The organism is Terasakiella brassicae, assembly GCF_014641495.1.
Classification (GTDB): Bacteria; Pseudomonadota; Alphaproteobacteria; order Rhodospirillales; family Terasakiellaceae; genus Terasakiella; species Terasakiella brassicae.
The window spans coordinates 15,555-39,151 of record NZ_BMHV01000011.1; the positions used below are offsets into that span (position 1 = coordinate 15,555).

24 protein-coding genes are annotated in these 23,597 nt (G+C 48.2%); 13 read left to right on the forward strand and 11 right to left on the reverse strand.

Going from position 1 to position 23,597, the window contains the following annotated elements:
* Positions 1-29: 29 nt before the first annotated feature.
* The 8 genes from IEW74_RS08885 to IEW74_RS08920 are packed head-to-tail and all read left to right on the forward strand — an operon-like array spanning position 30 to position 8,518.
* Positions 30-1,166, forward strand: a complete 1,137-nt coding sequence (locus tag IEW74_RS08885; protein WP_188663940.1) for an acyl-CoA dehydrogenase — start codon at positions 30-32, stop codon at positions 1,164-1,166.
* Positions 1,167-1,182: 16 nt separating this feature from the next.
* The gene (locus IEW74_RS08890; protein WP_188663942.1) at positions 1,183-1,797 is read left to right on the forward strand and encodes a 2-hydroxychromene-2-carboxylate isomerase; all 615 of its coding nucleotides are present in this window, start codon (positions 1,183-1,185) and stop codon (positions 1,795-1,797) included.
* 2 nt (positions 1,798-1,799) lie between these two features.
* Positions 1,800-2,411, forward strand: a complete 612-nt coding sequence (locus tag IEW74_RS08895; RefSeq protein WP_188663945.1) for a 2-hydroxychromene-2-carboxylate isomerase — start codon at positions 1,800-1,802, stop codon at positions 2,409-2,411.
* Between the two features lie 3 nt (positions 2,412-2,414).
* Positions 2,415-4,028: a carboxyl transferase domain-containing protein gene (locus IEW74_RS08900; protein WP_188663946.1), complete on the forward strand. Its 1,614-nt coding sequence runs from the start codon at positions 2,415-2,417 to the stop codon at positions 4,026-4,028.
* Positions 4,029-4,043: 15 nt separating this feature from the next.
* Positions 4,044-4,832, forward strand: coding sequence for an enoyl-CoA hydratase/isomerase family protein (locus IEW74_RS08905; RefSeq protein WP_188663948.1), 789 nt, complete (start codon positions 4,044-4,046; stop codon positions 4,830-4,832).
* A 5-nt stretch (positions 4,833-4,837) separates the two neighbouring features.
* Positions 4,838-6,835 (forward strand): acetyl/propionyl/methylcrotonyl-CoA carboxylase subunit alpha, encoded by a 1,998-nt coding sequence (locus IEW74_RS08910; protein ID WP_188663950.1) that lies wholly within the window; start codon positions 4,838-4,840, stop codon positions 6,833-6,835.
* Positions 6,836-6,891: 56 nt separating this feature from the next.
* Entirely contained in the window at positions 6,892-7,794 is a 903-nt protein-coding gene (locus IEW74_RS08915) for a hydroxymethylglutaryl-CoA lyase (RefSeq protein ID WP_188663952.1), read from the forward strand.
* A gap of 46 nt (positions 7,795-7,840) precedes the next feature.
* Complete coding sequence (locus IEW74_RS08920) at positions 7,841-8,518, forward strand: DUF445 domain-containing protein (protein ID WP_188663954.1); 678 nt, start codon at positions 7,841-7,843, stop codon at positions 8,516-8,518.
* Here the strand turns inward: IEW74_RS08920 and IEW74_RS08925 are convergent.
* Positions 8,502-10,148 (reverse strand): SulP family inorganic anion transporter, encoded by a 1,647-nt coding sequence (locus tag IEW74_RS08925; protein WP_188663956.1) that lies wholly within the window; start codon positions 10,146-10,148, stop codon positions 8,502-8,504. The genes IEW74_RS08920 and IEW74_RS08925 overlap by 17 nt on opposite strands.
* A 233-nt stretch (positions 10,149-10,381) precedes the next feature.
* On the opposite strand from IEW74_RS08925, the gene IEW74_RS08930 reads away from it, so the two are divergent.
* On the forward strand, positions 10,382-10,801 hold the full coding sequence (locus IEW74_RS08930) for a DUF1489 family protein (RefSeq protein WP_188663958.1): 420 nt from the start codon (positions 10,382-10,384) through the stop codon (positions 10,799-10,801).
* 4 nt (positions 10,802-10,805) lie between these two features.
* On the opposite strand, the gene IEW74_RS08935 is transcribed toward IEW74_RS08930, so the two are convergent.
* From IEW74_RS08935 to IEW74_RS08945, 3 genes are all read right to left on the reverse strand, one after another.
* Positions 10,806-11,933: a THUMP domain-containing class I SAM-dependent RNA methyltransferase gene (locus IEW74_RS08935; RefSeq protein ID WP_188663960.1), complete on the reverse strand. Its 1,128-nt coding sequence runs from the start codon at positions 11,931-11,933 to the stop codon at positions 10,806-10,808.
* Positions 11,934-11,993: 60 nt separating this feature from the next.
* The gene (locus IEW74_RS08940) at positions 11,994-12,926 is read right to left on the reverse strand and encodes a response regulator (protein WP_188663962.1); all 933 of its coding nucleotides are present in this window, start codon (positions 12,924-12,926) and stop codon (positions 11,994-11,996) included.
* A gap of 63 nt (positions 12,927-12,989) precedes the next feature.
* Positions 12,990-13,952 (reverse strand): nucleoside recognition protein, encoded by a 963-nt coding sequence (locus IEW74_RS08945; protein ID WP_188663965.1) that lies wholly within the window; start codon positions 13,950-13,952, stop codon positions 12,990-12,992.
* Positions 13,953-14,045: 93 nt separating this feature from the next.
* On the opposite strand from IEW74_RS08945, the gene IEW74_RS08950 reads away from it, so the two are divergent.
* Positions 14,046-14,480 carry an Lrp/AsnC family transcriptional regulator gene (locus IEW74_RS08950; RefSeq protein ID WP_188663967.1) on the forward strand — a complete coding sequence of 145 codons (435 nt, stop codon included), beginning with the start codon at positions 14,046-14,048 and terminating at the stop codon, positions 14,478-14,480.
* Here IEW74_RS08950 and IEW74_RS17605 read toward each other — a convergent pair.
* The 3 genes from IEW74_RS17605 to IEW74_RS08965 all read right to left on the reverse strand — a co-directional run bounded on the left by IEW74_RS17605 (position 14,416) and on the right by IEW74_RS08965 (position 17,248).
* Positions 14,416-14,838 carry a PilZ domain-containing protein gene (locus IEW74_RS17605; RefSeq protein ID WP_373283804.1) on the reverse strand — a complete coding sequence of 141 codons (423 nt, stop codon included), beginning with the start codon at positions 14,836-14,838 and terminating at the stop codon, positions 14,416-14,418. The genes IEW74_RS08950 and IEW74_RS17605 overlap by 65 nt on opposite strands.
* 163 nt (positions 14,839-15,001) lie before the next feature.
* Positions 15,002-16,042, reverse strand: coding sequence for a Fe(3+) ABC transporter substrate-binding protein (locus IEW74_RS08960; protein ID WP_188663971.1), 1,041 nt, complete (start codon positions 16,040-16,042; stop codon positions 15,002-15,004).
* Positions 16,043-16,198: 156 nt separating this feature from the next.
* The gene (locus tag IEW74_RS08965; RefSeq protein ID WP_188663973.1) at positions 16,199-17,248 is read right to left on the reverse strand and encodes a Glu/Leu/Phe/Val family dehydrogenase; all 1,050 of its coding nucleotides are present in this window, start codon (positions 17,246-17,248) and stop codon (positions 16,199-16,201) included.
* Positions 17,249-17,549: 301 nt separating this feature from the next.
* Here IEW74_RS08965 and cobD point away from each other — a divergent pair, with 301 nt between their 5' ends.
* The 3 genes from cobD to IEW74_RS08980 all read left to right on the forward strand — a co-directional run bounded on the left by cobD (position 17,550) and on the right by IEW74_RS08980 (position 19,141).
* Positions 17,550-18,551: a threonine-phosphate decarboxylase CobD gene (gene cobD, locus IEW74_RS08970; protein WP_188663975.1), complete on the forward strand. Its 1,002-nt coding sequence runs from the start codon at positions 17,550-17,552 to the stop codon at positions 18,549-18,551.
* 75 nt (positions 18,552-18,626) lie between these two features.
* Positions 18,627-18,830 (forward strand): hypothetical protein, encoded by a 204-nt coding sequence (locus tag IEW74_RS08975; RefSeq protein ID WP_188663977.1) that lies wholly within the window; start codon positions 18,627-18,629, stop codon positions 18,828-18,830.
* Positions 18,831-18,898: 68 nt separating this feature from the next.
* Positions 18,899-19,141, forward strand: coding sequence for a hypothetical protein (locus IEW74_RS08980; protein ID WP_188663979.1), 243 nt, complete (start codon positions 18,899-18,901; stop codon positions 19,139-19,141).
* Positions 19,142-19,159: 18 nt separating this feature from the next.
* Here the strand turns inward: IEW74_RS08980 and IEW74_RS08985 are convergent, their stop codons facing one another.
* The 4 genes from IEW74_RS08985 to IEW74_RS09000 all read right to left on the reverse strand — a co-directional run bounded on the left by IEW74_RS08985 (position 19,160) and on the right by IEW74_RS09000 (position 23,509).
* Complete coding sequence (locus IEW74_RS08985; protein WP_188663981.1) at positions 19,160-20,791, reverse strand: acyl-CoA synthetase; 1,632 nt, start codon at positions 20,789-20,791, stop codon at positions 19,160-19,162.
* 88 nt (positions 20,792-20,879) lie between these two features.
* Positions 20,880-21,947: a hypothetical protein gene (locus IEW74_RS08990; protein WP_188663982.1), complete on the reverse strand. Its 1,068-nt coding sequence runs from the start codon at positions 21,945-21,947 to the stop codon at positions 20,880-20,882.
* A gap of 11 nt (positions 21,948-21,958) precedes the next feature.
* Positions 21,959-23,077: an NAD(P)/FAD-dependent oxidoreductase gene (locus tag IEW74_RS08995; protein ID WP_188663984.1), complete on the reverse strand. Its 1,119-nt coding sequence runs from the start codon at positions 23,075-23,077 to the stop codon at positions 21,959-21,961.
* Positions 23,078-23,098: 21 nt separating this feature from the next.
* The gene (locus IEW74_RS09000) at positions 23,099-23,509 is read right to left on the reverse strand and encodes a hypothetical protein (protein WP_188663986.1); all 411 of its coding nucleotides are present in this window, start codon (positions 23,507-23,509) and stop codon (positions 23,099-23,101) included.
* Positions 23,510-23,597: the final 88 nt, after the last annotated feature.

A 23,597-nucleotide genomic window follows, 5' to 3' on the forward strand; every position in this document is an offset into this window, starting at 1 on the left:
AATGAACCTGTGGGAATAGAGTCAATCAAATGATTCTGAATGAAGAACAAACATTGATCCGCGATATGGTGCGTAATTTCGCCCAAGATCGCATTGCCCCGAATGCCCGTGAGTGGGAGGCCAACGAGGCCTTCCCACCCGAGATTTTTGCAGAGATGGCAGAGCTTGGCCTGATGGGGATGGTTGCCCCGGCAGAGATTGGCGGATCGGAAATCGGCTATGTCGGACTTGCACTGGCACTTGAAGAAATAGCCGCCGGAGACGGTGCTTTAAGTACGGTTCTTTCTGTCCATAATTCAGTGGGTTATGGGCCGATTTTAAAGTTTGGCAATAACGAGCAAAAAGAAAAATTCCTTGCCCCGATGGTCGCGGGGGAGAAGCTTGGATGTTTTGCTTTAACTGAGCCTCATACGGGGTCTGACGCCTCTGCTTTGAAGTGTCGGGCAAAGCGTGATGGTGATCATTATGTACTTAACGGAACCAAGCAATTTATCACCTCTGGTAAAATTGGCGATACGCTCATTGCATTTGCCGTAACAGATCCGGATAAAGGCGGGAAGGGAATTTCTGCCTTTATCGTGCCGACAGATACACCCGGTTATATCGTTTCCAGCCTTGAACACAAGATGGGACAGAAGGCATCGGATACCGCACAAATCGTTTTTGAAGATATGCGTATTCCGGCTGAAAACCTGTTGGGTGAAGAAGGCATGGGCTATAAAATTGCCCTGTCCAATCTGGAAAGCGGTCGCATCGGGATTGCGTCACAATGTGTCGGTATGGCACGTGCCGCGTTGGATGCCGCTGTTGAATATGCCAAAGAACGCGTTGCCTTTGGTAAACCGATCTGTGAACATCAGGCGATTGCGTTTAAACTGGCTGATATGGCAACGCAGGTACATGCGGCCCGTCAGATGGTTTTGCATGCCGCAAGCCTGAAGGATGCGGATCAGCCGTGTCTGAAAGAAGCCTCTATGGCGAAAGTCTTTGCTTCTGAAATGGCGGAACGTGTGTGTTCCGATGCCATTCAGGTCTTTGGCGGATATGGCTATTCGTCCGAGTTTCCGGTGGAAAAATATTATCGTGATGTTCGGATTTGCCAAATCTACGAAGGTACCAGTGAAGTTCAAAAAATTGTCATCAGCCGCGCCGTGATTAACGGTTGAGGATGATGGAACGGAGATGAAAACAGTGGACCCGCGCCCGATCGAGTTTTATTTCGATTTCTCTTCACCTTATGCCTATTTGACCAGCACATGGATGAATGAACTGGCTGAAAAATATGGTCGTCAGGTGATTTGGCGCCCGATTATGTTGGGCGTTGTGTTTCAAGAGACGGGTATGCGTCCGCTGTTTCATCAACCGCTTCGCGGCCCTTATGGGGAACGTGATTTTCTGCGAACGGCACGTCTACTAGGTCGTCAAGCTGTTGTTCCAAAAGAGTTTCCTTATGTCTCGTTAGCGGTGTCACGGGCTTTTTACTGGTTGGAAGATCATCATAATGAGGTGATCTTCGACTTTGCACACGCGGTATTTGCCCGTTATTTCGAAGATGGAATTGCCCCAACTACGCATGAGGATGTTGCCCGCTTGGCAATTCAGGTCGGTGTTGATCCGGATAAGCTGATTGAAGGGTGCCAAGACCCGCAAGTTAAGGCGCGCTTAAAAGACGAAACAGCACAAGCAATTGAAAAGGGCGTGTTCGGTGCTCCTTTTATCATTGTTGACGCAGAACCCTTCTGGGGTAATGATCGCAAAGACCAAATCGAAGAATGGTTGAAAACAGGGGGATGGTAAATATGACCAAAGGCCCGATTGAATTTTATTTTGAATTTGGCAGCCCGTATGGCTATTTCGCCGCGCAGGAGATTGATGCACTTGGTGCAGAATTTGACCGCGAGGTTCTCTGGAAACCTTTTATGCTGGGTCCCGCTTTTAAAACCACAGGCTCTCGCCCCTTTATGGAAGTGCCGCTAAAAGGTCCCTATTGTGTCAAAGATTGGGAACGTATGAGCGCTTATACAGGCACCCCTTGGCAAATGCCGGAAAAATTCCCGGCTGCGATTTTGGCGGCACCGCGTGGATTTTACTGGTTGAAAGATCAAGGGAAGACCTTGAGCGCACACAAATTCGCAAAAGCGGCGTACAAGGCTTATTTTGCAGATGCCCGCCCCATGTGGGAGGTGGAAGAAACCGCAGATGTTGCCGCCGAGTGCGGTATCGATCGTGAAGAATTTATCAAAGCTGTGACCTCATCTGAGGCCAAACAAAGATTAATCGAAGAAGGTCAGGCTGCTATTGACAGTGGCGTTTTCGGCTCTCCTTTCATCCGTGTGGATGGTGAGGATTTTTGGGGTTGGGACCGTCTGCCAATGGTACGCGACTGGCTTAAAACAGGGAAATGGGGATAATTTATGAGCGTCCTGAAAAGTTCAATTAACACCCGTTCCGAAGATTTCAAGGCAAATGCCGAGGCCATGCAAAAGCAGGTTGATGATCTTCGTAACGTCATTAAGACCGTAAAACAAGGCGGTGGGGTAACGGCAAATGAACGTCACATTCGCCGTGGTAAATTGCTGGCGCGCGAACGTATTCGCCGTCTGCTGGATGTCGGTTCACCATTTCTGGAACTGTCCCAGCTTGCGGGTTGGGAAATGTATCCCGAAGATGGCACCATTGCCGCCGGTGGCGTGATTACCGGGATCGGTCGTATCGAAGGTCAGGAATGTATGATCGTCGCCAATGACCCGACGGTAAAAGGCGGGTCTTATTATCCGATCACGGTGAAGAAGCACTTGCGCGCACAAGAAATTGCCATGCAGAACAATCTGCCTTGTGTCTATTTGGTGGAATCCGGTGGGGCCAACCTGCCGCGCCAGGACGAAGTTTTCCCCGATCGGGATCATTTTGGTCGTATTTTCTATAACCAAGCCAATATGTCCGGCCAGAACATTCCGCAAGTTGCGGTCGTTCATGGATCCTGTACGGCGGGTGGGGCATATGTGCCTGCCATGTCCGATGAAAGCATTATTGTTAAAGAACAAGGCACGATCTTTTTGGGCGGCCCACCGTTGGTGAAAGCCGCAACGGGCGAGGTTGTAAGTGCCGAAGATTTGGGTGGCGCGGACGTTCACTGTAAAACATCCGGTGTTGCCGATCATTACGCGCAAGATGACGGGCATGCCCTTGCCTTGGCGCGTCAGGTTGTGCGTAACCTGAACCGTGTAAAAAATCCAAACCTGGATATTCGTGAACCGGAAGAACCGCTTTATGATGCCAAGGAACTGTACGGTATTATTCCGGCAGATACCAAAAAACCATTTGATATCCGTGAAGTCATTGCCCGTATTGTGGATGGATCGCGCTTTGATGAATTCAAGGCGCTGTACGGTACAACGCTTGTCTGTGGTTTTGCCCATTTGTACGGCTATCCGGTCGGGATTGTGGCGAACAACGGTATTTTGTTCTCCGAAAGTGCGCAAAAAGGCGCGCACTTTATTGAACTGTGTGCCCAACGTGGTATTCCGCTGTTGTACTTGCAAAATATTACCGGCTTCATGGTTGGTCGTAAGTACGAGGCCGAAGGTATCGCCAAACATGGTGCCAAGATGGTGACGGCGACAGCTTGTGCGAATGTGCCAAAAATTACTTGTGTGATTGGCGGGTCTTTCGGGGCGGGTAACTACGCCATGTGTGGCCGGGGGTATTCTCCGAACTTTATGTTTATGTGGCCCAATTCCCGTATTTCCGTAATGGGGGGCGAACAGGCCGCTGGCGTTCTGTCCACCATCAAGCGCGATGGGATGGAGCGTAAAGGCGAAGAATGGTCCGTTGAGGCCGAAGCGGAGTTCAAAAAACCGATTTTGGAAAAATACGAAAAAGAAGGTCACCCGTATTACGCCTCCGCACGTTTGTGGGATGATGGTATTTTTGATCCGGTCGATACCCGTATGATGTTGGGCTTGTCCCTGTCTGCGGCCCTGAACAAACCGATTGAGCCGACGAAGTTCGGCGTGTTCCGGATGTAAGGGGGCGATGGATCAATGAGTGAGACTTCGAAAATCGAAATCGATGCGCGTGGTGTGGCAACACTGACCATGACGCGCGGTGATCTGCATAACGCGTTTGATGATGCGATGATTGCAGACCTGACGTTGAAACTGAAAGAACTGGATGCCAACGATGCGGTCCGTGTGGTCGTCTTGGCGGCAGAAGGGATAAGTTTCAGTGCCGGGGCGGACCTGAACTGGATGAAACGCATGGCAGGGTATTCTTATGAAGAAAACTTCAGCGATGCAATGGGGCTGGGTGGTTTGCTGCAAACGCTGAATTTCCTATCCAAACCGACGATTGCCCGTGTTCAAGGCGCGGCGTTTGGCGGTGGTGTCGGACTTGTTGCCGCGTGTGATATGGCTGTGGGAACAGAACGGGCAAGCTTCTGCCTGTCCGAGGTTAAGCTGGGACTGATCCCGGCGGTGATTTCCCCTTATGTGGTCAATGCGATGGGGCAGCGTGCGTCTCGTCGTTACATGCTGACGGCAGAACGGTTCAAGGCGGATGAAGCTTTGCGTTTTGGCTTGCTGCATCGTGTGGTGAATGAAGACGAGCTGGATAGTGCGGTTGAAGACCTGATTGCCAGCTTGATGATTGCGGGGCCGAATTCTGTTGCGGCGTGCAAAGATCTAATTTTTGCCGTTTACAACCGTCCGGTCGATGAGGATGTGATTAAAGACACGGCTGAACGTATCGCCAAACAACGCGCGTCTGATGAAGGAAAAGAAGGCTTGAGCGCTTTTCTGGAAAAACGAAAACCAGCTTGGGTCGAGGGGTAAGAACGATGTTTCATAAAATTCTGATTGCAAACCGTGGCGAGATTGCTTGCCGTGTCATTAAAACGGCGCGCCGGATGGGGATAAAGACGGTTGCGGTTTATTCCGATGCCGATGCCAGTGCCATGCATGTGGCAATGGCGGACGAAGCTTTTCATATCGGCGGGTCAGCCGCAGCGGAAAGTTATCTATGCTACGATAAAATTATTGATATCTGTAAAAAATCCGGGGCGCAAGCCGTGCATCCGGGTTATGGCTTCCTGTCGGAAAATGCGGCCTTTTGCCGGGCCTTGGCGGAAAACGATATTACTTTTATCGGCCCGCCTGTCGGCGCGATTGAGGCAATGGGGTCCAAATCCGAAGCCAAAAAGATTATGGAAAATGCCAACGTTCCGTTGGTACCCGGCTTCCACGGTGAAGAACAAAGCGTGGAATTGATGCTGAGCGAAGCCGAAAAAATCGGTTATCCGGTCATCTTAAAAGCCTCTGCCGGTGGGGGCGGAAAAGGGATGCGGGTTGTCTGGAATGCAGATGAAATGTCTGCGGCCTATGACGCAGCCAAACGCGAAGCTATGAAAGGCTTTGGCGACGATCATATGTTGATTGAAAAATACCTGACCAAGCCACGCCATGTGGAAATTCAGGTCTTTGCCGATCAACATGACAATGTGGTCTATTTGTTTGAACGTGATTGTTCCGTTCAACGTCGTCACCAAAAAGTGTTTGAAGAAGCCCCCGCCCCGATGATGGCGCAAGACCTGCGTAGCAAAATGGGGGAAGCCGCCTGCAATGCGGCCCGTGCCATTGGATACGAAGGTGCCGGAACGGTCGAATTCTTGCTGGATGAAGACGGGTCTTTCTATTTCATGGAAATGAATACCCGCTTGCAGGTGGAACATCCGGTTACGGAAATGATCACCGGCGAAGACCTTGTGGAATGGCAATTGCGGGTGGCAGCCGGCCAAAACCTGCCGCGCAAACAGGATGATTTGACGATCAACGGTCATGCGATTGAAGTGCGCGTTTATGCCGAAGACCCGGATAATGATTTTCTTCCGGCAACCGGGAAATTAAAACATCTGCGCCCGCCACAAGAAAGTGCGCATGTGCGCATTGATACCGGTGTGCGTGAAGGGGATGAAGTGTCCATTCACTATGACCCGATGATTTCCAAGCTGATTGTTTGGGCCAATACACGCGAAGGGGCCTTGCGTCATTTGCGTAAAGCCTTGAACGAATATCAGGTTGTCGGTGTCACAACGAATATTGAATTTTTGGCAACCGTTGCCGCACATCCTGCATTTGTTAATTTTGATGTGGATACGGGCTTTATTGCAAAACACGAAAGTGATTTGTTCCCGGATCGTGAAAATATCACGGATGATGCCTTGGCCTTGGCGTGTCTGGATGTCTTTATCAGTCGTGATGAAGAAGCCCAGTCCCATGCGGATTGGTCGGGTGACCCGTTTAGCCCGTGGAACAGCACCAGCGGTTTCCGTATGAATGATGATAATCATCACGAGCTTTATTTCATCAATGGCGAAGATATTATCACCGTAACTTGCCATTATCGCGACGAAGGCTATCTGATGGAATTGCCGGGTGCCGATGTCATGGTGCGTGGTGTGCGTGATGAAAACGGGGATTTATTGGCTGATCTGGGCGGACGCCGAATGAAGGCAACCGTGGTCCGTCATGGCGAAGGGCTGGAAATTCTGGTACATGGTCAAGCCCATGCGCTGAAACTGTTTGATCCGTTGGCTGCGGCTGAAGGCATGAACGAAGCAAGCGGTTCCCTGACCTCGCCCATGCCGGGGAAAGTGGTTGCTGTTTTGGTGGAAAAAGATCAGAACGTTAAAGAAGGCGATAGCCTGATGATCCTTGAAGCCATGAAGATGGAACATACCATTTCCGCCCCGATGGACGGTGTGGTTGTCGATATCTTCTTTAATGCCGGTGATCAGCTTGAAGAAGGTGTGGAGCTGTTGAAAATCGATAGCGAGTAGATTTTGTAAAGTGTCCCCCTGCATCTCACCAGGGGCCTTTATTCAGGGAGAAAACAATGGCTTTACCCAAGAAAGTCAAAATTGTAGATGTCGGCCCACGCGATGGTCTGCAAAATGAAAAAGAAATTGTACCGACGAAGGCCAAGGTCGAATTGATCCATCGTCTTGCGGATGCGGGGCTTCCTGTGGTTGAGGCGGGCAGCTTTGTCTCGCCCAAGTGGGTACCGCAGATGGGCGACAGTGCAGAAATTATGAAAACGATTACCCGCAAGGCGGGCGTATCCTATCCGGTTCTAACTCCCAATATGAAGGGGTTTGAAGCGGCAATGGCGGTGAACGCGCAAGAGGTTGCCATTTTTGGGGCGGCGTCTGAAAGTTTTTCACAAAAGAACATTAATTGTTCGATTGCAGAAAGCCTTGCCCGTTTTGAACCGATCATGGCTGCAGCAAAAGAAAAAAACATTGCGGTGCGGGGATATGTTTCCTGTGTGGTCGGTTGTCCGTATGAAGGCGATATTGCCCCGGAAAAAGTGGCGGAAGTTGCGGCCAAGCTCTATGAAATGGGCTGCTATGAAATTTCGCTTGGCGACACGGTCGGGGTGGGGACACCGGGCAAGGTTCAGGATATGTTAAAGGCCGTTAGTGCGGTTGTCCCGATGGAAAAACTGGCTGTTCACTTCCATGATACGTATGGGCAGGCGTTGGCAAATATCTATGCAGCCCTTGAAATGGGTGTGTCGGTTGTGGACTCGTCTGTTGCCGGATTGGGCGGCTGCCCTTATGCCAAAGGGGCGTCTGGTAATGTGGCGACGGAAGATGTTGTTTACATGTTAAACGGATTGGGTATTGAAACCGGCGTCGATTTGGATAAATTGTGCGAGGCAGGACGCTTCATCAGTCATGTAATCGGTCGCGCACCTGCATCCAAGGTATCATTGGCATTGGGCGCACGCTGTTAATCGGATAAACAGTTCATGTGCGCCTGTTACAGCATATGGGGCGTACATGAACAAATCCGCAATGACCAATCTGGTTGCATTGTTATTCTGTGTAATCGGCTATTTTCTACCCGTACATGGGGATCTGTTTTTCACGGTCGGTCTTTTTGCGCTATCCGGTGGGATTACGAACTGGCTTGCCGTTCATATGCTGTTTGAAAAAGTCCCGTTTTTGTATGGTTCAGGTGTGATCCCCAGTCGGTTTGAAGATTTCAAAGCCGGGATCAAAAAACTTATTGTTGAAGAATTCTTTTCCCACGAACATATCGAACGTTTTTTCCTGCAAAATAGCGAGTCTATGGGATCGTCTATTGTTGAAAAAATCGATTTTGACCGGGTGTTTAACGGCTTGACAGAGGCAATCGAAGGTTCATCGCTGGGCGGGATGTTGTCGATGGTTGGCGGGCGCAAAGCCTTGGAACCTTTACGCGAGCCTGTAACCCAGAAACTTCAAAATATTGTTGGTGAACTTGCGGAAAGCTCAACCAAAGGAACCAGTACACAAGATGTAACGGCGGCGCTGGTGGCAAAGGTCGAAGTCATTATCGACAACCGTTTAAACGAACTGACACCGCAAAATGTGAAAGACATCGTACAGGATATGATCCGTAAACACTTGGGCTGGCTGGTTGTCTGGGGTGGTGTATTTGGTGGCCTGATCGGTCTGGTTATTGGTTTGATTTAGCTGCTGTATTTAAATCTCTTTGGGCAAGTTCCAGAAAGGCTGCTTTTCTGTCTTGAAAAATGTTTTGGCTTTTTACTGATTTAAGTACGTTTAATCCGTTAAGCGAGATTGCAATCTCAGGCAATAAACCGCAAATGGTAACTTCGCTGTCGTCTTGAGAGAGAGTCTGTATGGCCTCTTTTAAGGTCAGGGCGGCGGTTGTATCGATATAGGTCGTACTGGAAAAATCAAAGAGAACGATTTTTGATTTATGGTCGCCATCCAGTTTGGCAAAGGCATTCTTTGCCGCCGCGAAGCTGAGCGGGCCATCAAAATGATAAAATACCAAAAAATGCGATAGATTTTGCAAGGCTGTTTTTTCTTCCGTACTCAGGCGGATCATGGACAAGTCTTCGTCATTATTGCCCCCCTGAAACCGTTGCACCCCTTTGGCTTGAAGGTCAGCCATATGTTTGACGAATGTTAAGCTGGCCAAAACCAGCCCGGCGCCGACAGCAATAATCAGATCGACAAAAACGGTCAGGAACAAGACCAGCAACATATGGACAACCCCCTTGCGTGGTGCTGTTCTAATCAGTTGCAGGTAATTCCAGTCGATAATATCCCAACCAACTTTCATCAAAATTCCAGCAAGGACAGCATGCGGTATTTTTTCCGCCAGTGGACCAAGTCCCATAACCATTGCGAACAGGATAAGGGCGTGGATAATCCCGGATAATGGGGTCATACCGCCAGCCCGAATATTGATGACCGTTCGCATGGTCGCCCCGGCACCGGGAATGGCACCGAACAATCCGGCGATTGCATTGCCAATGCCTTGGCCGATTAATTCACGATTGGAATGATGTGGTTTTTTTGTCAGGCTATCGGCGATAAGTGATGTCAGCAAGCTGTCGATGGATCCAAGCAATGCCAGAATAAGGGCAGAGCCCAACATATCGCTTAAGGCGTTATATGTTAGGGTCGGGATATGAATTTCCGGAAATCCGGTGGGGATATCCCCAATGACGGGCGCATTGGGCAAGACTGTTAAAACACATAGGGTGCCAACAATAAGGGATAGCAAAGGGGCGGGTAAAAAGTAACTGAGACGTTTGGGCCAAATCACCATCAAGATCAAAGACAGTAAGCCGACGATCATGGCATCATTGTTTATATGCGAAAGCATGTCGGGCAAGGCTTTTAAGGCACCAACGGTACCGCCTTTTGGAATGTCCTGTCCGAGTAAAGGGGCTGTTTGCAAGATAATGATGATACAGCCAATACCGGACATAAAACCGGAGATAACCGTATAGGGGACGAGTGAAATAAGATTGCCTAAGCGGAAGAGACCAAATAAAATTTGTAAAACCCCGCCCATAATCACAACGCTAAAGGCCATAACCGGATCGTTTGCATATTGCATAATCACAGCGGCCATGACAACGGTCATGGGGCCTGTAGGACCGGAGACTTGAGACGGCGTTCCCCCAAAAGCAGAGGCAAAAAAACCAACGAGGATGGCGCCCCACAATCCTGCAAGCGGCCCAGCACCGGAAGCAACCCCAAAAGCGAGAGCCAGAGGCAGAGCAACAACGGCGGCGGTCACACCGCCATAAAAATCACCTTTGATATTTGAAAAAATATTCATGGGTTGCCCTGTATTCCTCTGTCGGGTCAACCTGAAAAGGTGCAAGGGGGCGCGGTTCATTTCAGATGGCGGCGACGGAGCTGATTTTATTGTTTTAACGGTTCGTTCAGCATGCCATAGGAATAATTGACTAAGCAACTATTTTGTCAGGTGTTAATGGTCCCTGGGTTCTCGGGCTGGACCTTTTGGTTCAGACATGCGACAAAGGGCTGACTTCAAACAAGAGACAAACGATGACTATTCATATTCGAAAGCTTGCCGCCGGTGTGGAAGATATAGAGGAACTGGAAAGCATTCAGGCCCGTAAATTGCGAGATTACGCAATGGTTTTCACCGACACACGTAATACTCCCAAACGCAAAGAGGAACTTTTAGATGGGGGATCATTATATTGGGTGATTAAAGGACAGTTCCGTGTGCGCCAAGAAATCACCGGGTTTGAAGAGAGGATGGACGATGAGGGGCGCAAGTATTGCCTGATCTTTTTAAAGCCCGGCTTGATCCGAACGCAGTTGAAGGCGCAAAAGCCTTTTCAGGGCTGGCGGTACTTTGAAGACAAAGATATCCCGCGCGATATTGATGAACGCAGTCCTGAGGGAGATCAATTACCCGAAGATATGCAGTCCGAATTACGCGAACTTGGCTTGCTTTAGCGGATTATGTCAAGGGATCGGTTTGAAAAAGGGTCACCCGAATGCCGCCATGTGAGAATGAGGTTTTACTCTTTTTAAACGGCAGGTCTGTTGCCTTCGCCAAGGCATCGTTATTGGTAATGATGGCGACACGCCAGCCTTTGAATTTATCTGTTAAGGTCTTTCCCAAGGCACTATAAAGCGGGAACAGTTTTTTTGTTTCCCCAATGCGCCCACCGTAAGGCGGATTGACAATAAGCAGCCCGGTTGGTCCATCCGGGGCGGTTAAATGACTGATGGCCTGTTTTTCAAAATGACATAACGCGTCAATACCTGAGCGCTCCGCATTGGCACGACTGATTTTGATCGCACCGCCATCCCGGTCGAACCCGTAAAAACGAATATCAGATTTGGGTTTTTGAGACGTTTGTGCGCGTGCTTCTTTTAACTTTTCCCAACGTGTTTCATCAAAACTTGCAAGTTGTTCAAAGGCAAAACTGCGGCTGCGACCCGGTGCGAGGTTGGCGGCAATTTCACCTGCCTCTATCACAAATGTACCGGACCCGCACATGGGGTCGAGGACGGGTTCATCGGCGGTGAATTGGCATTGGCGCAATAAAAGGGCGGCGAGGGTTTCGCGCATGGGAGCTTTATTGACGGCTTCTTTGTGCCCGCGTTTATGCAGGCCGGTACCAGAGGTATCAAGGCTGATTGTGCATAAATCTTCGATGATACGGACTTTGATGCATAGATCTGCATCGTCTGAAATCGGGGCGCCGAGTTCTTCTGTGATTGCGGTTTCAATGCGTTGTTTGGCCGCGCCTTGATGATAAATTTTTGATTTTTTGCAGGTCACCTCGATGCGGACCGGGATGTCGTTGCGCAAGGTCTCTTGCCAGGGAAAGCGCCGGGCGCGTTTGTCCAGTTGTGCCAAATGCATGGCGCGAAATGTACCAAGGCGTACTAAAACCTTGCTGGCACCGCGTAAATCCAGATTGGCGCGCCAAACGTCAAGCCAGCTTCCTTTGACAGTGACGCCGCCTTTGGCACTTACCGGTTTTTTGAATCCCTTTTCCACGGCTTCTGATTTTAGCGCAGGTTCAAGGCCCGGAACCGTGACGAGGAAAATTTCGAGGTCTGTTTGTGTGTTCATGGCGCATACTTATCCTGTAAAGAAGCAAGCGTCGATAGATTTATGGTCCATTGATATTGTTTATTTGTAATTCTTTTGTACAGAGGAGACGATTTGGCTGGCAAAATCCGTACTGTTGTTCGTCGCATGAAATGTTGCTGAGATTGCGGCGGAAAGTTCGGGTAAAAGTTCCAGATCCTTGCGTTTGGGAAGGGTGCCGCTTTCCCACAACGATTTGGCAACTTTTTGCAAGGTGGCGACCAAGTGGGACAGATGGTCGAAATCACTTTCTTCCAGTCTTTTGGCAATATCTTCGGCAACAACAACAAGGCGTTGGGCCATACCGAGGCTTTCTTTGTTGAATTGCCCGGCCTGATAGGCTGGGACAATATGATTGACCAGATAGCTGATTTGGAAAGCGTGCCGTTCGATTTTTTGCGCGTTGATATTCCAGAATGAACTTTCGACATCCTTTTGGAATTTGCGGGGATCAAACTTTCCTTCTGCTTTCAGGGCAATGCTGTTGGGCACATCCATTGTTGGAATTTCTTGTGTGCCGGGGCGTTTGCTGGAACGTCTGTCCGGGCCGATGTAGTCGGTGGTTACAACAAAGGGTTTGCGTTTGCCAACCAGATAGTGAATGCGATCAAGGACTTTTTGCGCGACAACAGGTTTGATTTGCAGATCGTCCAGCCCTGCTTGCGAGGCTGCCCGAACGATGCTTTCGTTGGGTTCGTCAATAAACAGAATGATGGAGCAAAAAGGGTTGTTCCCACATTGGTTGTGGCGCAATTCCCGCACGGCTTCACAGACATCACCACCCGGCAGGCTGATATCGCACAGAAGCAAATCCGGGCATTTGACCACAATGTGTTCAATCATTTGGTCAAGGTCGCCCGCATTATGTATTTTGCGAAAACCGGATTGATTCAAAATACCTTTTAATCCGCTGCGGACCAGTTGGTTCTGGTCCGCAATCAGAATATCGATATCCTGAAAATCGTACTTTTTCACACCCGATCCTTTATTCGTATATGCGCCTGACTTCAGGAACATAACACTGAACGGATGCATACCCTAGCTTTTTGAAAATAAAAATCTCTCAAATACAGGTTGGGGAAGGCTTTTGATTAATTTGCTCAAAACAAGCAAAACGAGGAAGGCAAATAACAGGCGGGCAAAGAGAATACCGCTCAGGTCCGCGCCAAGGGCAAGAATGAGCAACGTATCTTCCAGCGCGCTGTGAAACAGGCACATGAAGCTGAGGGAGAGGAAAATATCCTGTGAAGACATTTTGCCTTCCTTGGCTTCACGCAGAATTAACGCCCCCCCATATCCAAGCCCCAGCATGACACCGATCATCGTTACGGGAATGGCATTGGCACTGATCCCCATTAGCCCGAGCAGAGGGGAAAGCGCCTTGGAAATCAGATCGGTGATTTTCAATAGGTCCAGTATTTTTAATAAGAGGACAAGGGCAAAGATGATCCAGAAGATGGAGAACAGGGAGATAACACTATCCATGACCCATTGTTGCCAACTGGCGTCAGCTTGAGTGCTCGGTAACCATGAAATCACGCCATTTTCCTGTAACATGTCAAAGGATGTATAGACCGCGTTCAGAATGGCCCCCAATGTCATGGCGCCGACAATGCGCAGTGCTGTGGTGGCAATCAGGCTGGGCCCGGATTTCTGGACAATACGTTGTTCGATCGGCAGGCTGTGTGCAATCAGGATCATGGTTCCCAAGACCGTAATTTGGGCAACGCTCATGGGGGCTTCGGGCAGCAGGGCGACAAGAGTAACCATACCGGCATAAATATTGACCAGCATGGCTGTTGTCCAGACGATCCCCGCTTCCGGTGGCAAGCCGACAAGGTCCATAAACGGGGTGAAAACGATGCTCACATACTCAATCAGGCCGAATTCAACGGCAATGCGCACCAGTACCATAATAGGTACCATGACTTTTAGCAGTTCCCAATAAAGGGTGAGGCTGTCACAAAATGGTTTTTTGACCCAGTCCAACAGTGTTTTCATAATTTTATCCTTAGATCAACAAGTGGGTCTGACCTTAGAATAAAATTGAATCAATATGTGGTCAAATATTGCAGCTTTATGCAATAATATTGCATGGACAAGATTGATCGAAATATCGTCACGATTTTGCAAAAGAATGCGGATGTGACAAATGCAGCACTGGCTGAACAAGTGAACCTGTCGCCCAGCAGTTGTTTGCGCCGGGTTCAAAGGCTTAAACGCACAGGCGTGATTAAGAAAACGGTGGCGATAATTGATGATAAAGTTTTAGGGCGTAATCTGATCGCGGTGGTTGAGGTTGATTTGGATCGACATGGCGCACAGGCACAGGCCGTTTTACACGAACGATTAAGGCAGGAAATTTCCGTGACGCAAGCTTACGGCATTACAGGGGAAAGCGATTGCCTTCTGATCCTGAAGCTTGCGGATATGGATGAATATCGTCAGGTTTGTGAACGATTATTCAATCACGATAAAAATGTAATTCGTTTTCGGACGTCTTTTGTAATGAATGTGATTCAGTCTTGAACGTTTTTTCAATATGATCCCCAACGGGGAGGATGCTTTCAACAAATTGGCGCATAACAGGTGGGCAACTGGTGAAAATCAGACCATGCGTTTCTTCATCATGCCAGCTTACAATGGCCTCGACATCCGCGATAAAGGGGATGTGAATTGTAACTTTTTGACCAATCGGCAAGTACAATCCCTTATATCGGGTTTGCAGCTTCATTCCTTTGACTGAAATGTCTTTGACCCGAATTTCATATTCGCGGTCCTGAATGCGCACGGATGCCAAAAAATCTATCCGCTGCCTTCTGTTTTTTCTATTCTCAGTTACCATTTCTATTGCGCCCCTTCTTATCCTTTTGAAGTACTTTGGCATAAAATTGTATTAATTCAAAGTGATTTATTGTTTTCTTATGTTTCGTTAATAAACGCAGGGATTGTGGTGTATTGCAGGGTAAGTTGGAATGGAAATAAAAAACACCCTCGAAACACAGGGTTAGGAGGGTGTTAATATATAGGTATTAGGAGACGGATTGCGCTTAACGCCAACCGGCCTGATCAAACATTTTGACAGCTTCTTTCTGATGGGCTGCAAATTTTGCCAGTTCAATATCGTCGGCCTTAAATTTACCCCAAGCCGCAACGGTTGGTGAAAGTTCGATTCCATCACGTAACGGATATTCGAAGACATCTTTTGCATAGATGGCCTGAGCTTCGTCAGACGCGAGGAACTCGATCAATTTAACCGCATTTTCTTTGTTTTTTGCAGATTTTGTCACACCGGCACCAGAGATGTTTACATGAGCGCCCCGTCCCTCTTGGTTTGGCCAGACAAGTTCTACTTTGTCTGCTGCGGCTTTTTCACCTGCATCTTTGCCGGCTTGCATGCGGCCAAAATAGTAGGTGTTCCCAACGGCGACATCGCATTCGCCCGCCGCAACAGCCTTGATTTGGTCACGATCCCCGCCTTGAGGTTTGCGGGCCAGATTATCGACAACAGCCTTGGTCCATGTCGCGGCGTTTTCTTTGCCGTTATGTTCGATCAATGAACCGAGCAAGGATTGATTATAGATATTGCCGGAGGAACGAATGCAGATACGGTTGGCCCATTTGGGGTCGGCTAAATCTTCGTATGTGCTGATTTCGCCCGGCTTGACACGGTCTTTTGCGGTGAAGATAACACGTGAGCGCAAAGAAAGACCAAACCATTGACCTTTCGGGTCACGATATTGTGCCGGGATCAATTTGGACAAGGTATCAGATTCAACGGATTGAAGAACACCTGCATCTTCTGCACGGATCAAACGACCAACATCGGCAGTAATCAGAATATCGGCAGGGCTGTTCATGCCTTCGCTTTTCAGGCGCTCCAGAAGAACGTCTGCTTTACCGTTGACCAAGTTAACTTTGATCCCTGTGTTTTCAGTAAAGCGATCCAGCAAAGGACGGATCAAAACCTCTTTGCGGTAAGAATAGATATTTACTTCTTCGGCCGCATTTGCGTTCATGTTGAAAGAGGTCAAGCCAACGATACCAGCCACAAGTGAAAGTGCGGTTTTGCTCAGTGATATTTTCTTCATTTTCAGTCCATAAGTCAGAAGGTTGAATATGCGAATGATTTTCATTTCTGAACGGTTGATATCGCAAGTGAGAACGACTTGCAAGTAAAAAAGCAGCTCTCAATATGTAGAAAGCTGCTTAAATTTTATATATCTTATTGTTTTATATGTGTAATTCTATTCTGCGGCGGCGCTGACATGGCCTTTAAATATTTCTTCTGCCATATGATCGGCAATGACCGAGGTCGGCAGATTGCGTGCTTCAGAACGTTGGAAGATTTCTAAAAGCGTGTCGTAGATCTTGTGTGTCTTTGCTTTTACGACTTCCAAATCATAATCGTCGGTTTCATGGGCAACGTTGATGAGACCGCCTGCGTTGATGACGTAATCGGGGGCGTAGAGAATCCCTTTTTCCATCAGGATTTCGCCATGACGGGCTTCTGCCAATTGATTGTTGGCTGCCCCTGCGACAATTTTGGTCTTCAGTTGTGCAATGGTGGTGTCGTTAATGGTGGAACCCAAGGCACATGGTGCATAAACATCCACGTCTTGCCCATAGATATCATCCAGCGCGACAACCTCTGCGCCAAATTCTGCAACAACACGGTTGAGGCTATCCTGATTGATATCGCAAGCGACTAGTTTAGCGCCCGCTTCGTGCAGGTATTTGCACAGATAGTATCCGACATTGCCAACGCCTTGTACGGCAACGCGCATGTCTTTGAGGTCATCTGTTTTGTGCGTATGTTGCACGGCGGCCTTGACACCTAAAAAAGTCCCCAGCGCAGTCAAGGGGGAGGGATTGCCGCTGCCGCTGGATTTACCACGGACATGGGCTGTGCTTTCGCGAATATAATCCATGTCCTGTACGGTGGTGCCGACATCTTCGGCGGTGATGTATTTACCGTTCAGGCTTTCAATAACACGGCCAAACGCACGCATCAAATCCGGCGTTTTGATTTTTTTAGCATCGCCAATAATCACAGATTTACCGCCGCCCAGTTCCAGACCGGCAACGGCGGCTTTGTAGGTCATTCCCTTGGAGAGACGTAACACGTCTGTCAGGGCGGCTTGTTCGTTTTCATAATTCCAGAATCGGGAGCCGCCAAGTGCAGGACCCAGATTGGTGTTGTGGATTGCAATAATGCATTTCAAGCCGGTTAATTCATCGCAACCAAACACAACATTTTCGTGCCCATCGAAATCGGGGGCCGTAAAGACAGACATGATTTTCTCCTGTTAAAAAATTCTTTTCATCTCGTTTCCTTTTATGTGTGTAATCCGGTTGTGAATTCAAGAGTAAATGTGGCTTAAATCATTGTTTTTATAGGTAATTTTTGGCAATGCAGCAATCGTTTCGAATCTTTCTGCTTTACGCTAAAACAAGGTAGCTTTCTTACGTTAAAAAATTACACTTGAAACTTTATTGCTTTTTCTCGAATCGACGTGCTTGAGTGCAAGACGACAGCGTGCTAACCATTGCGTCGAAACGGTTTTATAAATAATAAAATTACCAAGGAGTAGGCGCGTGGCAGTCTTTCATGGGGGCAATTTAGCAGGTGCAGCACAGGCTTTTGGGGTGCCGTCACAGGGATGGCTGGATTTATCGACCGGAATTAACCCTATGCCCTATCCGATTCCCGATATTGAAAAAGGGTTGTGGACACGTTTGCCGGATCAGGAAGTGTTGGATGATTTAAAGGTCGCAGCGGCGCAATATTACGGGGTGGATGATCCTGCAAAAGTTATTCCTGTTTCCGGTACGCAGACCTTATTGCAAATTTTCCCGCATTTATTTGAAAAGCCCAAAGCTGTTCGCATTGTCGGGCCGACATATAAAGAACATGAATTCTGCTGGCGCTTGGCCGGACATGATGTTCGTGAAGTTGAAGATGTGTTTGAAGCCATGAACGATGGAGAAATCGTGATTGTGGTAAACCCTAACAATCCAACAGGGGATGTACATGCCCCCGACACATTGTTGGAGATGGCGCAAGCCTTGCATCAAAAGGGGGGCCTGTTAATTGTGGATGCGGCCTTTAGTGATTGCACACCGACACTGGATTTATCTGGTCATGTTGGACAACCGGGGTTGGTTGTTTTGCGTTCGTTCGGTAAATTTTTTGGTCTGGCGGGTATTCGGTTGGGTTTTGTATTAGCCAGTGGTGCGTTGGCAGAACGTCTGAAAGAAGGAATTGGCCCTTGGGCGGTGAATGGCCCGGCGATGGAAATTGCCAGACATGCTTTTCGCGATATTCACTGGATTAAACATACACGCGAGACATTGGCCCGCTGTGCATTTCGCTTGGACGATATTTTAAGCAAAGGTGGTTTGCAGGTTGTCGGGGGAACATCTCTTTTCAGATATTGTTTTCACGAAAATGCAACAGAGGTTTATGAGGTTTTGGCCAAAAATGGTGTTCTCGTGCGCCCCTTTCCTGAACGCCCACAGTATTTGCGCATCGGTCTTCCCGGTGAGGAAAACGAATGGCAAAGGTTGAGCGAGCTTATGGAAATTATTAACTTGTGATATTAATCACAGTAAGGAACGCAAAAAAAATAGTATAGATTCTCGTGAATAAAAAACATCTTGAGGAAGGTAATTATGGCGCTCTACGAAGTCGCAATTTATAACGAGCTGGTGAAACGTGCGGTCGAAAATGGCGAACGGGCCAGTTACAGTGATGAATGGGCAGATGTTCATTATATTGAGATCAGCGCACGCGATGAAGCCGATGCACGTCGTAAGATTTTGACGAAATATCCCAAAGACCGTGGCTTTATCATAAAAGGAATTAGTCCGGCTTGATAAAGTAAATCTTAACAAACTGGTCCTACCATTATTCTCGTTATGAACATGAATAGGGAGGCAGCATCATGTTTGCCGTTGCGACCGGAAATCAAAAAACGTTTGAAGTTGGTATTTACAACAAAGAAGTTCGTGCATGCGTTAAAGAAAACAACACGCATCTGGACTATGGCGATGAATGGGCCGATGTTCACTATCAGAACGTTGTGGCTCAAAACAAAGCCGAAGCACTGACAATGATCAATGACCGTTATCCACCCGAACAGGGCTTTGTGATCGAGTCGTGTGAAATCGGTACACGCAGATATTAAGATGCACCAAGCAACAAGTTAGCGTTGCTTGGCGATTTCTGCGTCTCGTAAATCTTTACGACGAATTTTCCCTGTTGCTGTTAGGGGAAGCTGGTCGCAAAATTCAATATGGCGGGGGTATTCGTGCGGGGACAGTTTGTCCTTCACAAATACCCTTAATTCTTCTTCCAGTGTATCTGTGGCTTGAAAACCGTCTTTCAGGACGATGAAGGCTTTGACAGCTTCGGTGCGGATTGGGTCGGGGACACCGATAACAGCCGCCAAGGCAACACTTTGATGTTTTGTCAGGCAGTCTTCAATTTCAGAGGGGCCGATCCGATAGCCTGCCGATGTAATGAGATCATCATCTCGTCCGACAAAGAAGATATAGCCATCTTCATCCATATAACCGAGATCCCCCATAATCAGCCAACCGTTACGGTATTTTTTCTCGGTGGCTTGCGGGTTGTCCCAATAGTGCAGCATCATGACCGGATCACCTGCGCGCACAGCGATATCACCGATCTGACCGCGTTCAACCTCGTTCCCGTCAGCATCAATAATACGTACATCATGGCCGGGGACCGGGCGGCCCATTGAACCGGGTTTTGTTTGCATAAGGGCAGAACAATTGGCAACAACGAGATTGCATTCAGTTTGTCCGTAATATTCGTTTAATGTCAGACCAAACGCCCGCTGCCCCCATGCCAGAAGTTCTTCGCCCATCGGTTCACCGGCAACGGTTACGGTGCGTAAATGTAAATCGAAATTTTCTGCGATGTTATCGACCTGCCGCATAAGCTTAAGCGCTGTTGGCGGCATAAAGATATTACGGACTTTATGTTTCTCCATCAATTTCAAGGCATCGACCGGATCAAATTTCTTTGCACGATGGGCCAGAACGGGGATGCCCAAATACCATGCGCCCATAAGAATATTCATCAAGCCACCGATCCAGGCCCAGTCAGCCGGTGTCCAGAATAAATCACCGGATTGAGGGGGGAATTCCTGCGGCATGCCGACACCGGGAACGTGTCCTAACAGGGTGCGATGGGCATGAAGCGCGCCTTTGGGATTGCCGGTCGTCCCTGATGTATAGATGATGAGTGCCGGGTCTTCTGCTCGTGTATTCAACGCACTGAATTGATCGCTGCACTGTTGGACTTGATGTTGAAAATCTTCACAACCTTCCACTGATCCATCGACAATAAAGATAAATTCCAGCGCCGGAATCTTGTCACGTAAAGGTGCAATTTTTTTATAATTTTCACGATCTGTGACAAGGGCGCGTGTTTTGCTGTTGGCAAGGCGGAATTCAAGAGCTTCTTCGCGAAACAGGGTGAAGAGCGGAATGGAGATTAAACCGCTTTTCCATGCGGCAACGTGGGTTGAGGCCGTTTCAATAGACTGGGTCAGCAAAATAGCGACACGATCACCGGCTTGCATGCCTTTGTCTTGAAACAGGTTGGCAATCCGGTTGGAAAAAGAACGAACGTCACCAAAGCTATATCGCGTCACGCCTTCCTCGCCCTGATCCACGATCAAGGCCGTTGCGCCAGAATCACGTTCCGCATGACGGTCACAAACGGCGACACCCATATTGAAATGAGACGGTATATCCCATTTAAAAACGGCGCAAACTTCGTTGTAGTTTGATTTTTTTTCCAGCATTGCACTCTCCCATATTTTTTATGATTGTAGGGGGAGTAAACAGTTTGGCAATCCCCATAACTGCGTAGGGGAGGGGCGTTTATGTAAATTATTCAGGGTTGGCGAACAGCTCATAGACATTGACACCATTAAGGACCACGCCATCATAGCCTTCTTTTATAATGCCATACATAAAGGACATGTTGTTGCCATAGATGATTTGTTGCCAGCTAGGGTGCCAGTATTTCACCAGATAACGGTCCGAACTGTTGGGGGCAAGATCCAGTAGCCAGGGCGGGTTGCCCATTTTCCAGTCCGGCTTCCAGTAATAGGCCCCGGCGTAAGCTGTTCCAATATCCATCTGGGCAAGGACAGGACGGCGCGCCCCGAGTTTTTTATACTGCATCGTGCGTACGTTATGGGGACCAAAGACCTGTGCGCGATGATGAAAGACGTTAGTGACCACCATGTCGTAATTGGTGTTATGAATTTTCATGGCGTATTCCTCTGCACTGCCAATGCGAGAGGAATCGTTTACAAGAAGATAGTTTTTCACCAGACCGGCATTGCTGATGGTATGGGCGTTTTCATGCAACGGACGTTTCGGCCAATTCGGTAGCTTGTTATTGTTAAACCCCATACCCGGTGCGACATAAGGCACAAAGTTATGTTTCATAGAAAAACGTAAAGCTTTGTCGATATCCACGGGTTTGGAGGCATAATCAAGCGTGAAAATTCTAAGGCCTGCATCGCGGGCGACTTTGAGGTCCGCGAGCATTTCTTCCTGTTCTTTTTTATCGGTCGGCACACCGAAACCTTCTTTACCATAGGACAGGGAAGGTTGGATAAGACCGTCCAGAGATTTCATAAAAACGGAACTGGGCGCGCTGATTTGCTGGTCTATATCAATGACTTGTGTCAAAAGCCCTGTGCCATCGTTCACAATAACAAGGAAGTCGCGTTTGAATTGGCGCCCATATTTGGCGATACCCTGAACGAATTTGCGCATTTCTTCTGCATAATCGACCAAGGGATCAGCAAGAAATAAATCAGGTTCTTGCGTTGGTTGATCGGTCAGGACTTTCCCTTGGGAACGGAGCTGGGCGTTTGCTGGTGTTGCCAGAAGCGACAACCCGACAGCTAAGGAAAAGCAAAAACTTGTCAATGTTCGTTTCATAGGGTTCACGTTCAATTCAATTTCAACTGCTTGCGGACCTCTTTTGCAATGGCGAGACTTGAGGTCAATCCCGGTGATTCTATGCCGAATAAGTTTATAAAACCTAAAATACCATGATCTTGTGGCCCTTGAATAAGGAAATCGCGTGCTTCCTCACCGGGGTGTTGTATTTTGGGGCGCACGCCTGAATAATCGGCATGCAGGTCGCCGTCTTTTAAATCGGGCCAATAGCGCCGGATCGCATCATAGAATTTTTCACCGCGTGTTGGATCGACATTATAGTCAATGTTATCACCGTTATCCAACCATTGAACATCGGGGCCAAAACGGGCCTGCCCCCCCATATCCAATGTCAAATGAACGCCCAGACCCGCATTTTCAGGGACCGGATAAATCAGATGGTTAAAGGGTGCCTTACATCCCAGTGAAAAATAATTCCCTTTGCAGTAATAATCGTTGGGGATCAGCTTTTTCTCTATGCCATTGATTTCGCGAGCCAATGAAATGGCGTTGAGTCCGGCAGAGTTAACGACAATATCAGCACTGATTGTCATGGGCATATCACCGCCGACTTCAAGTGCCATGCCGTTTTGTGTGACCTCACCTCGTATAACGGGACTGTTCAGGGCGAGCATGGCCCCATGATTTTCCGCATCGCCCTGTAAAGCCAGCATAAAGGCATGGGTATCCAAGATGCCGGTTGAAGGTGACAGCAAAGCCGCTTTCGCATTCAGGTTCGGTTCTTTTTCCAGAACGCTTTCCTGATCAAGCCAGACAAGATCGTCTACGCCATTATGAGCAGCTTTTTCACGAATGGAATGAAGGGCGTCGACTTGAGAATTTGACGTTGCCACAATCAATTTTCCAAGCCGTTTGTAAGGGACACCATGACTGTCGCAGAAATCATAAAGCAGATGTTTGCCTTCAACACATAAACGGGCTTTCAGGCTGCCTTTTGGATAATAAATCCCGGCATGGATCACTTCGCTGTTGCGCGAACTGGTGCCCATACCGATGGCTTGGTTTGCTTCAAGAATAATGACTTCTTTTCCACATTGGGCCAATTCACGGGCAACGGCCAGTCCGACAACACCCGCGCCAATGACAATGGCATTTACATGTTCGCTCATTGCAAGAGACCTCAATTAATATTAGTGCTTTTTGCTTTCCAGTTCGTGCAGGTATGCAATAACGCTTTGGGTCACCTGATTATACTGAGCGGGTTGTTTTTCATTGAGTGCCATATTGTAGATGCCGCTGCAATTTTTGTTGGCAACGTTGTTTTCTTTTTCCCACTTTTTTTCAACCAGTTTGATAAAGCGTGAGATATAGCCCGGCTGAATTTCCGTGATGCCTTGTTTTTCACTGAAATTGTGAATCAGGTTTAACAGACGATCGACCTTTTCAGGTTCTTCCAGCTTTTTATAAAGGCTTGTGCAGCCGATTGCACTGTAGAGAAAGCCTTCTTCCTGACTGACATCTCCGCTTTCATAGAGGATAAAAACAGAAACGGAAATAAAGAGTGCCAAAAAACCAGCGACAATAATCAGTGCATTTTTCATTTTATTCGTCCAAATATAAGATTGCGCCCACGCTACTGTGTTCCTTGCAAAAAGACAAGAGATCGAACTACATTAGGGCAACGAAAAT